This window comes from Pseudomonas sp. RT4P38, from assembly GCF_054897765.1.
Genome location: NZ_CM142703.1, coordinates 3,476,297 through 3,489,575 on the forward strand (window position 1 = coordinate 3,476,297; position 13,279 = coordinate 3,489,575).

Genomic DNA, 13,279 nt, shown 5'->3' on the forward strand with positions numbered 1-13,279 from the left:
TCAGGGCTGCTTCGCAGCCCAACGGGGATAAATCCCCTCGCCACATTCGGTCTGTGGTGGTCTTTAATTTTTCGGGCACTGCTAATCCCTTATGGGAGCGAGCAAGCTCGCTCCCATATCAGGTCAGGCTGTGAAATCGCTGGCCTGCAGCTCCTTGACGCCCACCACTTCGAATTCGAACTCGGGGGTGGCGTCGGCGTTGACGCTGCCGTAGAGGATGCCATCGGCAAAGCGCAGTTGGCCGGTGGCGTTGGTGGGGTCGAAGGCGTTGCTGCCGATGAACATGAAGGCGTCGAGGGTGGAGGTCTGCGGGTTGGCGTCCAGGCTGGTGAAATCCAGATGATCACCCTCGGCGGTTTTGAAACCGCTGATCACATCGCGTAAAGCCCCGACGCCCATGTCCGACAGCGCACCAAACGCGTAGGTGTCCGCGCCCGTGCCACCGGTGAGGTTGTCGGTGCCTGCACCACCGATCAGCCGATCATCGCCCGAACCACCCACCAGCGTGTCGTTACCGGTGCCACCGTTCAGGATGTTCGCGGCGCTGTTGCCCGACAGACTGTCGGCGTAGGCGCTTCCCGTCACGTTTTCGAAGAGTTTCAAGGTGTCGAGCCCCGAACCCGCGGTGTTTTGTTGTGCGGACGTCGAGAGGTTTGCGGTAACCCCCGCCAAGGCACGCTCAAAAGACACCGTGTCATTGCCATCGCGCCCGTCCAGCACGTTGTTGCCGGCACCGGCGAACAGCGTGTTGTCCAGCGCGTTGCCCGTGCCATTGGCGGCACCAGCGCTGTCGACATACAGATTCTCGACGTTGCTGGCGAGGGTATACGCCGTCAGGCTGCTGTGCACGCTGTCGATCCCTCCAGGCACCGCATTGCTGTTGGTCTCGATCGCGGTGTCGTCGGCATCGTCGACATAGTAGGTGTCGTCGCCATCGCCACCGCTCATGCTGTCGGCCCCTGCGGCACCATCGAGCACGTTGTCGGCGGCATTGCCGGTGATGAAGTTGCGCCGCTCATTGCCGGTGCCGTCGATCTCCGACACGCCGGTGAGCACCAGGTTCTCGAGATTGGCGCCCAGCGTCCAGCTGACCGAGGCCTGCACCGTATCGATCTGCGAGGTCGAGGTGTTGGTTTCCACCACGCTGTCGAACGCGTTATCGACCACGTAGATGTCGTTGCCATCGCCACCGGTCATGGTGTCGGCGCCCAGGTCGCCATCCAGTGTGTCGTTGCCCGAGCTGCCCACCAGGGTATCCGCTTGATCAGTACCTGAAATCATCCCGCCTTGGTTCTGGGCGTTGTCGAAAATAGCCTGCACGCTGTTGTTGTCGTTCGGGTTGCCCTGGAAGCCAAGGTCATTGGCAATGTAATCGGCCAAACGCTGGCCGACGATTTCCGCCGATTCCTCATGCAAGTGCCAGACGTCGTCGGGATACACCAGCGGATCGACCTCGTAGCGCAAGGGCAGGTCGGTGTAGTCCACCGCCAGCTTGACGTCGGCGCGCTCTGCGGCGATGGCCTCTTGGGTGGCGCGGACGTAACCGACACCCTCGACGATCGAGGCAATCTTATCTTCCGAGTAGCCACGGGCACGCGCCGCGTCCTGCTCGTAGTGACCGGTTTCCATCATGTACACGCTGAAGTTGCCGAACTGGGCATGCAGGTAATCAAACACGTTCAGGGTCGCGGTCTTGTAGGCCGCTGCTGCCGCCGGTTTGTCCGTGGCGCGGGCGATCTCCTGGGCGGCTTCTTCGCCCTGGCCCCAGATGATGCCCATGGTGACGTTATCGATGGATTTGAGTTCGGTGAGCTGGTCCTGCAGCAACGCCACGGCACGCAACAGCGCAGGCCCGGGTTGGTTGGTGTCGGTCAGCCACCAGCACAACTTGAGTTGCTCGGCGCCCAGGGTCGACAGGCCATTGACCGTGCTGCCACCCACCGCGATGTCGATGCCATTGCCATCGGCGTCGGTGAACTGGCTGCGCACGTCATAGGGGGTATAGCGGTCCAGGTCGTTGACCAGCATCGAGGTGCCGGACTGATCGTCGTCCTCCGTCATGCGCAGCAGGCGCGCATTGGATTGGCCGAGTGTGGGTAGGTAGAGGATGTCTTGCTGGGCGCGCTCGCCGAACACGAAATCACTGGCGGTCAGGGTGTTGAGGTAGTTGCCGTTGAGGGCGATTTCGAAACGATTGCCATCGGCGTCGGCCTCGGCGGATTTGATGTAGGTCTTGTCGCCGGCCGCGTTGAGCGTCATGTACAACGTGCCATTGCTGCCATCGCCGAGGCCGAGAAAGCCAAGGCCCGAAACATTGATCTTGTCGACGCCCACGGTGAAGTCATAAATCGTGTCGGTGGCCGTGACACCGCCAGTGTCGTAGTCGCGGTAGCTGTCGAGTACGTTGGTGTAGCGGAAGGCGTCGGCACCGTCGCCACCGTACAGCGAATCGCGTCCGGCGCCGCCGTCGACGATGTCCGCGCCGGTGCCGGCCTTGATGGTGTCGTTGCCACCGAGGCCGAGGATCAGGTCTGCGCCTGCCGTGCCGTTGAGGCTTTCGGCGTTGTTGGTGCCGGTGATGGTGTTGGCAGGCGCATCGGCCACCGCCAGGGCGAAGCTGTCGCTGACCGACGCACCTGAAGGATCGGTGGCCTTGACCAGTACGTTGTAATTGCCGGACGCCGTGCTGATCGGCGTGCCGGTGAAGGTCAGGCTGGTTGCGTTAAAACTCAGCCAAGCGGGCAGGGCGCTGCCGTCGGCGAGGGTCGCGGTGTAGGTCAGCACATCCTGGTTGGCGTCGGTGAAGCTGTCGTGGGTCACGGTGTAATTGAACGGCGTGCTTTCGGTGGCGTTCTGGTCGAGGAGGGGGATGGCCACCACCGGCGCTGCATTGCTGGGGGTGTTCTGGTCGGCGAAGACGAAATGACTCGCCGTCAGGCTGTTCACCAGGTTGCCCGCCAGCGACACTTCGAAGCGGTTGCCGTTGGCGTCGACTGTGAGGTCCTTGAGGTAGGTGCGGTTGCTCGAAGCGCTGTAGGTCACTTGCAGCGTGCCGTTCAGGCCATTACCCAGGCCTGTGTAGCCGAGTGCAGACACATCGATCTTGTCGGCGGCCACGTCAAAATCAAGGATCTGGTCACTGGCACTGGTGGAACCGGTGCGGTAGCTGTCGAGCGTTGAGGTGTAGCGGAATACGTCGGCACCCGCGCCGCCGGTGAGTTTGTCCGCGCCGGTGCCGCCGACCAGAATGTCGTTGCCGGCGCCGCCATTCAGGGTGTCGTTACCGGCGCCACCGAACAGTTGTTCGTTGGCAGCGGTGCCCGTCAGCGTGTCGTTGTTCGACGTGCCATTGATCACAGTGGGTGCGGCGGGTACGTCCTGTACGGCCAGGGTAAAGCTGTCGCTGACGGTTGCATTGCTGCTATCGGACGCGGTGACCTGTATGGAGTAAGTGCCCGATGCCGTGTCGCTGGGCGTGCCGCTGAAGGTACGGGTAGCGGCGTCGAAGGTTAGCCAACCGGGCAGGGCGCTTCCATCGGCCATTTTGGCGGTGTAACTGAGGCTGTCGTTATCCGGATCGGTAAAACCAGTGGCCGGCACCACGTAGCTGAACGGGGTGTTTTCGGTGGCGTTCTGATCCAGCAACGCTGTCGCCACCACCGGCGCGTGGTTGACTGTTGGCGAAGTGGAAAAGACGAAATTGGCGCTGGTCAGCTTGTCGAGGTAATTGCCATCCAGCGCCACTTCAAAGCGGTTGCCATTGGCGTCGGCGGTCAGGGTTTTGATGTAAGTCTTGGTGCCGGCCGTGTTGAGCACCAGGTACACGGTGTTGTTTTTGCCGTCCCCCAGGCCGGTGAAACCCATGGCCGAGAGGTCGATCTTGTCGGCGGTGACATCGAAGTCGGTGATCAGGTCGCCAAGGTTGACGCCGCCGGTGTTGTAGTTGCGATAACTGTCCAGGCGATTGGAGAACACGAAAGTGTCCGCTCCGGTGCCACCGGTGAGGGTGTCCATGCCGGCGCCGCCGTCAATTTTGTCGTCGCCTGCGCCGCCACTGAGGCTGTCGTTGCCCGCCAGGCCGAGCAAGGTGTCGGCCGAATCGCTACCCAACAGCGAGTCGCTGCCGCTGGTGCCGGTGACCACCCGATTGAAAATGAAGTTGCTGGCGGTCAGGGTGCTGACCAGGTTGCCCGAGAGAATCAACTCGAAGCGATTGCCGCTGGCGTCGGCATCGTAGTCCTTGATGTAGGTGCGGTCGTTGCTGGCGCTGTAGCTGACCTGCAAGGTGCCGCCACGGCCATTACCCAGGCCGGTGAAGCCCAGGCCGGCGAGGTCGATCTTGTCCTGGGTGACGTCGAAGTCGGTAAGGGTGTCATCGAAGCTTGCGGTTGCGTTGCGGTAACTGTCGGACTGGGCGATGAAACGGAACGTATCGGCACCCGTGCCGCCGGTGAGTTTGTCGATGCCTGCACCGCCCACCAGAATGTCGCCACCGGCCCCGCCATTGATCGTGTCGTTGCCGGCTGCGCCATAGAAAATCTCGCTGGTGGCGCTGCCCAGCAGGGTGTCGTTGCCAGCCGTGCCTTGCACGGTGGTCATCGGCACCGTGGCGCTGACGTAGCTGCCGTCGCCATAGACCAGCGTGGCGCCCTTGCTGGTGTGGCTGATGGTGTTGCCGATGATGGCGTTGCGATCGGTGCCGTCTTCATTGCGCTCTGCAACACCGTAGGTCGACAGGTCGCTGCCGCTGATGATGTTGCCCTGGATCGTGTTGTCGCTGCCGTTGAAGTACTTGCCGGACACGCCCAGGGTGTCGTCGTAGGACTGGATGATGATTTCCGGTACGGGGTTGCCCAGGGAATTGTTGTTGAGCGTGTTGTCGATGATCTCGACGTGGTTGCTGCCGTAGATGCGGATCCCGGCGCTGGCGTTGTCGTGAATATCGACGCCGCTGACGGTCACGTCGCTGGACAGTTTGATCAGCACGCCTTCGGCGCCGTTGCCGTACACCTCGCCACCGGTGATGGTGATGTTACTGGGGGAGGGGATGTCCTCGCTGCCGCGCTGCACCACGATGCCATTGCCGCCATTGTTGTAGGCAACGTTGTTGGTGAGGGTGAAGTCGTGGGTACTGGTGACGACGTTGAAACCGTGGCGGTCATTGTCGTAGGCGACGTTGTTTTCGAAGGTGCTGTCGCTGAGGAAGTCAGCAACGAAGCCGTCCAGGCCATTGCCGTGGGACACGCTGTTCTTGATGACCATGTTGACGGTCTGCTCGTGGGGGTCGAAACCGTACCCGGAGCAATCCTTGATCTCGACGCTGTCGAGGGTGACGTTGGAATCATAGCCTTCTTCGCCGGGAATGTAGCCGTTGAACCAACCGTCGATCTTGCCGGTGGTATTGTCGCGGTTACCGTCGATGGTGAGGTTGCTGACGCCAAAGTCATGGGTTTCTTCGCCATAGGCCGAGCGGATGACACCGGTGATCTTGGTGTCGGAGCCGTCAGCCACCTTGACGGTGGTTTCGCCCATGCCGTCGCCGTACAGGTAGACGTTGCTCTTGAGCATCAGGCAGCCGTCGGAAGGTTCCTCACCTCCCGAAACGATATAAGTTCCGGTCGGCATATACACCTGCCCCCCGCCTGCGGCGGCCGCTGCATCAATCGCACTTTGTATCGCCGCCGTGTCGTCTGTGATGCCATCTCCTTTGGCGCCAAAATTTTGTACATTGAAAATCATGAGCTTATCTCCGTATCAGGCCAAAACCTCGAAAGATGCCAATATTCCATCGACAGCCATCGTGTTAGGACCCAGCGGAGCGCAAAAGTTGTGACCGCACATCGGTGAAGTGTCAAAGAACCAGACTTACTGATCAGTGGTTGTAGGATGTATCAAAAAAAGTAACGATTTGTTGACGCTTGCGCAGATAGCAAGCGATGCCCTGTGGGAGCGACTTGCTCGCGATAGATGGAGGTTCAGACGGCATTCACAGGTTTGTTCGTGGCGGAAGGTATTTGACAGCTTTGAACGGTTGCTTTTGGCCGAGGCTGTGTAAAAACGTTTTTCAGCGCGACAAACTCAAAAACGGACTGGAAATCGCGCTTCTACGCGAAATCCTCATCTGCTGACGTGCCGATAAATTTCAGATTTAACGTAGACGCGCGCACTTCAATTTTGGCGAAGCGTTTTACACACTCTGGGCCGATTGCTTCCTGTCGCGAAGGACTGCTATCGCAAGCAATCAGTGGCAGCACAACCGCCTGATCGCCATGCGGCCGTATTAATCCTGAAGGTAGCAGTACTTGCCACTAGCAGTCTGAACCGGCGCTTCAAGCCGCCTGCGGCAGGCAGGCGTACACCACCAACTCGACCAGCATTTCCTCGCGTGCCAGTCCCGCCACCACGATCGCCGCGCGGTTGGGGTAGGGGGCCTGGAAGTACTGCGTATACATGGCATTGACCGTGGCCAGGTAACTGCGGTCGGTGACGTAGATCAATACCTGGGTCACGGCATCCAGCGACGTGCCCGCAGCTTCCAAGGTATGGCGCAGGTTGGCCAGGGTCTGGTGCGCCTGGGCTTCGATGCCACCGGCGACCACCTGGCCGTGGGCATCGATGGGGATCTGTGCGGTGTAGAGGGTGCCGTTGCCGACGACAGCCCACTCAAGTGGGGCTTTGGACGCAAACAGGTCGGTCTTGATGGCGTATTTCATCGGTGTATTCCTAAATGAACGGGACGGGGCCAGTCAGTCGGCATCGCTGCCGCCACCCGCGCCGTGGCGACGCGAGGCTTCGGTGCTTTCGACCAGTATGTGTTCTGCCAACTGCTTGAGCCGCTGCCAGGTGGGCTCGCTAACGGTGAATCCCTCCGCGAGCGCGGTTTGCGCACAGACCTGGTGGCGGGCCGGTGTTGCCGGGCGGCGGAAAACGACGGTGATGCTTTGCTCCACGTCCTTGGCGCAAAGTCGCTCTTCGCTGTGCAGGTCAGGGCGACTGTTGCCGGCGTGGAAGGATGCGATGCGAACCTGGCGGGCATCGCCCCAGCGCGCCTGCACATCTATCCCCTGCTCGGCAGCCCGGCACAGGTAACCGAGCAATAGGAGTCGGTTGTGGCAATGATGGATCCGCAGCACGGCTTGGCCGCTGCGCAGCGCTTTGCCCAACACGAGCTCCACCGCGGTCGCAGCACAGCGCAGCACGCTCTGGCCCTTGGCATCGATTACCAGCAAAGCGCTGTCTTCGAAGCGCAGGGCAAAGGGCTGGTCAGCTTCGCTTTCCAGATAGTCCAAGGCCTTTTCCAGCGCACCGACGCCGTCCAGCCCTTGCAGTTGCAGCCAGCCGACCATGTCGGCGGCATCCTCGCAATCGCCGGCAGCAAAGCCCATCCCTTCGAAGGCTTTACGGCACATTACCTGGATTTCGTTAAGGGATACGCGCATGGTCATTGATCTCCGTTCGGCATGACCGCAAAGTTCCAGTCGTCATCGAACGGCTGACCAATCTCACCCACCAGCGGCGCGCCCTGGAACAGGGTTATACGCACCCAGCGGCTGGACTTGGGGTCGAACTTTCCCGCACCGAAGAACGCCAGTTTGCAGCGCAACAAGTGAATGGGCAGCATGTCGCGGGCCAGCAGGTTGGCGCGGATCTCGCCATAGGCACACTGAGCCATGTCCCGCAGGCGCCGGACAGTGCCCTTGAACGCCGGATGGGCGATCAGGAAGTGCGCGGTCAACTCGTCGGGGTGCGCGCGCAGGTGATCGAGCAGTGCTCGATGGCAGCGCTGGATGTTGCGTGCGATGCCCAGTTGCATCTCCTTTTCGGCGCCCGGCTCCTCGGCACGCATTCCCAAGCGCGGCTCTTCCTTTTCTGCGGAACGGTACCAAAAGAAGTGTTCTGCATCGGCGTCGTTGAAATCGTAGGCCAGGGCCCAGGCGTAGTGGTTTTCGATGAGCTCGCGCAGCTGCGCCAAGGGCATTTGTGCATCCAGGCGCCAGCCTTCGACGACGCCCATCTGGTCAGCTAACGGCGTCACTTGCTCGGGGTACAGCTCCAGCAACAGGCTGACCAACAATTCCTGGCAGCCGATGCCCGCGTGCGCTTCGCTCCAGGTCAGCAAGCGCGACCAGAGATCGTCGCTGCAGGGCTGGCAATTGAGCCAGTCGGCCAGTGGGGTCAGGTCGGCCAGGGTCTGCCGGTCCTGGTCGTGCTGGCGCACATCTTCGGTCAGGGTCTGCTGAAGATGCAGGCGTGCCCGGTGCAGGAGTTCATGGAAACGCTGCATTCGGGCGGGATCCGCCGGTTGTGCGAGGACCCGGGCCAGGCCAGTTTCCCGCGCCCAGATCCACTGGTTGATCAGTTGCGGATGGTTAAGCAGGAAGGGCGCCATGCCTAGCCCGGTGGCGTTGCCGACGCCCAGATAACGCTGCAGCTTGATGTCGAGTTTCGCTGCGCGCTGCGGATTGCGCGCCCGGGCCATGTGCTCAATCTGTTCGATGCTGAAATGGCGCAACAGGTACACGGTGAACATCTGCGCGCTGAACGGCTGATTGAAGTCTGCGTTGTTCTGCAGGCAACCGAAGTCGGCGATGCCGAACTTGCCATTGCCGTAGACGGCGGTGGTGCGGTAGAGGTAGCCGACGTCGGCCAACTGACGTGGGTCCGGTTGATTACCCTCGGCCAGGGCCACGAGGAATCGTTCGAAATTGCGCAGGCTGCGGTTGGCGCGGGACAGCACCAGCACCCGCGCGTCGAAGCGGCCAGCTTCCTGCAACGGCACGTTATTTTGCAGGTCGATCAGTTGCGCTTCGTCGACATCTCCGGCAACCAGCACGAAGCAGACGTCCCATTGATCGGCAATGACCCGGTCGCTGCGCTTCTCGGGTGGCAGGTAGGCCGAGAAGATGACGCAGTGGTAGTGCGCGGTCGGCGTGTCGATGCGGTAGATGACAGTGCCGAAGCCGTCGCCATCCAGGTCGAAACGGCTGCGCTGGATGCGCCACTGCTGGTTCATCATCCGGCGCATGCTGCTGCGCACGAAACTCAATGGGCTCTGGAAGTGGCTGCCCAACCGGGCCAGGTCCATGACCTGGCTGGCAGGACGCGGCGTCAGCGCTGCAAACGCGTTGTCGGACATTGTTATTGTTCCTGGATGCATCATGATCAGAGACCTTGCTCGCGGGCCATGTGCCGGGCGATGCGCACGGAATCCCATAACGCCGGAAGAATCAGCAGGGACACCGGCACCGCGGTGATGACAATGAAGGACTGCAGGGCTGTCACGCCGCCGGCACCGATGGTGATCAGCACCACAGCCGCCAGGCCCATGCCTATCGCCCAGAAACCGCACAGCCATTTCTTGGGTTTGTTGGTGCTGGACATCGCCAGCGCCACGGTAAAGGCCATGGCATCGCCGTTAGTCGCCACCGATATGAAGCTCAGAAACAGGAACAGTGCGCTGATCAGGCCACCCAGTGGCAGGTTCTGGGTCACGCCCAAAAGCAGATCTTCCGGCTGGGTGCCATGGGCCGTAACGATCCCGGGTGTCTGCAGCTCCAGGCCGATGCCGGTGCCTCCGACCACGGTGAACCAGAACATGGTCACCAGCGGCGCGATGATCGACAGGGTCATGATGATCTCGCGAATAGTGCGGCCCCGTGAGATCCGTGCGACGTACAGCGCGACCATGGGCGCATAACCGATGAACCAGCCCCAGTAGAACACCGTCCACCAGTCCAGCCACTTGGGATCTGCGCGGAACAGGGTCAGCGGGATGAATTGCTCCACGTGCAGGGCGAAGGCCGACGGGAAGCCGCCGAGAATAAACAGCGTCGGGCCGAACACCACCATGAACAGCGCCAGCCCCAGCATCAGCCAGACATTGATCTCGCTGACGAAGCGGATGCCCTTGAGACCGACCAGGCAGGAAGTGGTGTACATCAGGGTAACCAGGACGATGGTGATCGACTGGGTCAGGATGCCGTTGGGCACACCCCACACCGCGTGCAGGGCGCTGCTGATCTGCAGGCCGAGGAAACCGATCGGGCCGATGGTTCCGGCGACGACGGCAATGATCGAGGTGGCGTCGGCGAAGGTGCCAATCGGGCCCTTCAGCGCGCGTTCACCAAACAGCGGGTAAAGCAGGGTACGCGGAGCCAGCGGCAAACCCTTGTCGTAGTGCAAGTGCATCAGCACGATTGCCAGCAAACTGCCGAGCACCGCCCAGGCCAGGAAACCCCAGTGCACGAAGGCCTGCGCCAGCGCCGCGGTAGCCGCCGCTTCACTGTGCGGCTGCACGCCGGCAAAGAACGGTGGTGGGCTGGCAAAGTGCATCAGCGGTTCAGCCGCGGCCCAGAAAGCGCCGCCGCCGGCGAGCAATGCACACATGATCACGGCGATCCAGTTGAAAGTGCTGATGTCCGGGCGCTGCTCGATGCCGCCCAGGCGCACGCGTCCGCATTTCGAAAAGCAGATTCCCAGACTGACCACGAAGGTCGCCAGCATCAGCACCTGCCAATACAGGCCGAAGGCCTTGGTTGACCAGGCGAAGAGGGTGTTGACCAGTGCCGACACCGCGTCGATATCGACCAGCGCCGCGATCAGGAACGCCCCCAGGAAACCGCCGCTGATCAGGAACAGCGGCCAGTCGATGTCTCGGGCGATCGGCAGGCTCATGGCCTCGCCGTCAGCCTGTAGGGTGCTTGGATTTTTCATGAAACCTCCGGAACCTGCGATTGTTTTTATTGTTCATGCTGTCCGTGCAGGGATGGCTCAGGTCTGCGCCGTGGTGGCGGTTTCCAGCAGGCGCAGCCAATTCATTCCCATGATCTTACTCACATCGTCTTCGGCAAAGCCTCGGGCACGCAGGCCCTTGGCGATGTTGGGGAAGTCGCGGCTGTCGCGGAACCACTGCAGCGGAGCCGGCCAACTGGCGTTGTCCTTGGAACCTTCGCCGTAGTCCTTTTCTTTGCTCCAGCGCCCGTTGCGCATCCACTCGAGCACCGACAGCGGTTGCGACTGGCACAGGTCGGTGCCGATGCCGATGTGATCGACGCCCATCAGGTCGGCGGTACGGGCAATCATGTCGCAGAAGCTCTCCAGGCTGCAGGCCGAGGCACCCTTGAGGTGGAAGGGATAGGTGCTGAAACCCAGCAACCCGCCGGATTCGGCGATGCCGCGCAGTACCGCATCGGACTTGTTGCGCTTGGCCGCATGGAAACTCGATGGGTTGGCGTGGGAGATGATCACTGGCCGGGTCGACAATTCGATGGCCTCAAGGGTGCTGCGCTCGGCACTGTGCGACATGTCGATCAGCATGCCGACCCGGTTCATCTCGGCGATGACCTGGCGGCCGAAGCGGCTGATGCCGTTGTCTTCATGTTCGTAGCAGCCACTGGCGAGCAGGCTTTGGTTGTTGTAGGTGAGCTGCATGACGAACACGCCCAGTTGGCGGAAGATTTCCACCAGGTCAATGTCGTCCTCGATCGGCGAGCAGTTCTGGAAACCGAAGAACACGCCCACCCGACCTTCCTCATGGGCCAGGCGGATATCGCTGGCCGAGCGTACCGGGCGGATCAGCTCGGGCCAGGTTTCGAAGCGACGGTTCCATTCGCCCAGGCGCGAGAGGGTTTCGCGCGCGTTCTCGTGGTAAGCGATGGTGGCATGCACCGCGCTCAGGCCACCGACCTGCATTTGCTGGAATATTTCAGGGCTCCAGTTGGAGTACTGCAGGCCGTCGATCATCAGAAGGTCGTTCATGGCGGATGCTCCATCAAGGCCGGACGTAAGTGGTCTTGACCACGGTGTAGAAGTCGCGGGCGTATTGCCCTTGTTCGCGTGGCCCGAAGCTCGAGGCTTTGCGGCCGCCGAACGGCACGTGGTAATCGGTGCCGGCGGTGGGCAGATTGACCATCACGCAGCCGGTTTGGGCACGGCGCTTGAACTCGCTGGCATGGCGCAGCGATTGGGTGATGATCCCGGCGGTGAGGCCGTACTCGGTGTCGTTAAGGGTCGCCAAAGCCTCCTCGAAGTCACGTACACGGATGACGCAGGCGATCGGCCCGAACACTTCCTCGCGATTAATGCGCATGTCATTGCGGCTGTTGATGAACAGTGCCGGGCGCATGAAGTAGCCGTCGGTTTCCAGTTGCAGGCGCTCGCCACCTTCGACGAGCGTGGCGCCCTCGGCCTGGGCCAGGCGCAAATACTCCAGGTTCTGTTCCAGTTGCCGTGCCTCGGCCACCGGGCCGATTTGCACACCGGCCTCCAGGGCGGGGCCGACCTTGAGCTGGCGCATGCGCCCGCGCAGAGCTTCGACAAAGCGGTCGTGGATGCCTTCGCAGACAATCAGCCGCGAGGACGCCGTGCATTTCTGTCCGGTGCCAAAGAACGCGCCGTTCAGGGCGCATTCCACTGCCACGTCGAGGTCGGCATCGTCCATCACCACCAGGGCATTCTTGCTGCCCATCTCCAGTTGGCAACGCACCAGGTTGCCGGCAGTGGCGACCGCGACACGTCGACCGGTGGCCAGCGAGCCGGTGAAGGTCAGGGCATCGATATCGGCTGACTGCACAAGGGCCTCGCCGACGCTCGCGCCGCTGCCCATGACAAGGTTGAACGTGCCGTGGGGCAGGGCCTGGCGACTGATGATCTCGGTCAGTGCCCAGGCACTCGCTGGCACCAGGTTGGCCGGCTTGAACACCACGGCGTTGCCGAAGGCCAGGGCTGGGGCGATCTTCCAGGCAGCGGTGGCCATGGGGAAGTTCCAAGGGGTGATGATGCCCACCACGCCCACCGGCTCGCGGTGTACCTCGATGTCGATACCGGGACGCACGGAGGCGGCGGTCTCGCCCATTTGGCGCAGTACCTCGGCAGCGTAGTAGTGGAAGAACTGGCCACTGCGGTTGACCTCACCGATACCCTCCGCCAGTGGCTTGCCTTCTTCACGCGAGAGCAGTTGACCGAGCTCTTCTTTGCGGGCGATCAGCTCGTCGCCGATGGCCATCAGCAAAGTTTGGCGCGCTTCCAGGCCAGTGGCGGCCCACAGCGGCTGCGCGCTGCGGGCGGCCTGGATGGCTAGCCGTGTTTGTTCGGCATTGGCCTGGTGGTATTCACCGATCAAGTCGCGACTGTCCGAGGGACTGTGGTTGCTCAGTGTGGTGTGACCTTCGCACCACTGGCCATCGATGTAGTTTTTGTAGGAAGTGAGTGACATTGAGAAGCCTCCGTTTGCCTGGCTCTCATCTTGCGAGCAATATGGCGCAAATAAAAATTAATAAAA

Annotated in this window: 7 protein-coding genes; all 7 read right to left on the reverse strand. The window is 61.6% G+C overall.

Translation table 11 applies throughout. The features are described from left to right. Positions 1–123: 123 nt before the first annotated feature. The 7 genes from ACYZT7_RS16060 to ACYZT7_RS16090 all read right to left on the reverse strand — a co-directional run bounded on the left by ACYZT7_RS16060 (position 124) and on the right by ACYZT7_RS16090 (position 13,213). On the reverse strand, positions 124–5,739 hold the full coding sequence (locus ACYZT7_RS16060; protein ID WP_462037345.1) for a putative Ig domain-containing protein: 5,616 nt from the start codon (positions 5,737–5,739) through the stop codon (positions 124–126). 590 nt (positions 5,740–6,329) lie between these two features. Further along, complete coding sequence (locus tag ACYZT7_RS16065) at positions 6,330–6,713, reverse strand: RidA family protein (RefSeq protein WP_462037346.1); 384 nt, start codon at positions 6,711–6,713, stop codon at positions 6,330–6,332. A 33-nt stretch (positions 6,714–6,746) separates the two neighbouring features. Further along, complete coding sequence (locus tag ACYZT7_RS16070; protein ID WP_462037347.1) at positions 6,747–7,439, reverse strand: DUF3726 domain-containing protein; 693 nt, start codon at positions 7,437–7,439, stop codon at positions 6,747–6,749. 2 nt (positions 7,440–7,441) lie between these two features. Then, a complete protein-coding gene (locus tag ACYZT7_RS16075; RefSeq protein WP_462037348.1) occupies positions 7,442–9,136 on the reverse strand; it encodes a hypothetical protein in 1,695 nt (564 codons plus the stop codon). Between the two features lie 26 nt (positions 9,137–9,162). Further along, positions 9,163–10,713, reverse strand: a complete 1,551-nt coding sequence (locus tag ACYZT7_RS16080) for a BCCT family transporter (RefSeq protein WP_462037349.1) — start codon at positions 10,711–10,713, stop codon at positions 9,163–9,165. A 57-nt stretch (positions 10,714–10,770) separates the two neighbouring features. Continuing rightward, positions 10,771–11,757 carry a dipeptidase gene (locus tag ACYZT7_RS16085; RefSeq protein ID WP_462037350.1) on the reverse strand — a complete coding sequence of 329 codons (987 nt, stop codon included), beginning with the start codon at positions 11,755–11,757 and terminating at the stop codon, positions 10,771–10,773. 13 nt (positions 11,758–11,770) lie between these two features. Next, the gene (locus tag ACYZT7_RS16090) at positions 11,771–13,213 is read right to left on the reverse strand and encodes an aldehyde dehydrogenase family protein (protein WP_462037351.1); all 1,443 of its coding nucleotides are present in this window, start codon (positions 13,211–13,213) and stop codon (positions 11,771–11,773) included. Between the last annotated feature and the right edge of the window lie 66 nt (positions 13,214–13,279).

Excerpts from the sequence above, each read along its gene's own strand:
- ACYZT7_RS16060 (WP_462037345.1), bottom strand. The coding sequence starts at position 5,739 with ATGATTTTCAATGTACAAAATTTTGGCGCCAAAGGAGATGGCATCACA.
- ACYZT7_RS16065 (WP_462037346.1), bottom strand. The coding sequence starts at position 6,713 with ATGAAATACGCCATCAAGACCGACCTGTTTGCGTCCAAAGCCCCACTT.
- ACYZT7_RS16070 (WP_462037347.1), bottom strand. The coding sequence starts at position 7,439 with ATGCGCGTATCCCTTAACGAAATCCAGGTAATGTGCCGTAAAGCCTTC.
- ACYZT7_RS16075 (WP_462037348.1), bottom strand. The coding sequence starts at position 9,136 with ATGTCCGACAACGCGTTTGCAGCGCTGACGCCGCGTCCTGCCAGCCAG.
- ACYZT7_RS16080 (WP_462037349.1), bottom strand. The coding sequence starts at position 10,713 with ATGAAAAATCCAAGCACCCTACAGGCTGACGGCGAGGCCATGAGCCTG.
- ACYZT7_RS16085 (WP_462037350.1), bottom strand. The coding sequence starts at position 11,757 with ATGAACGACCTTCTGATGATCGACGGCCTGCAGTACTCCAACTGGAGC.
- ACYZT7_RS16090 (WP_462037351.1), bottom strand. The coding sequence starts at position 13,213 with ATGTCACTCACTTCCTACAAAAACTACATCGATGGCCAGTGGTGCGAA.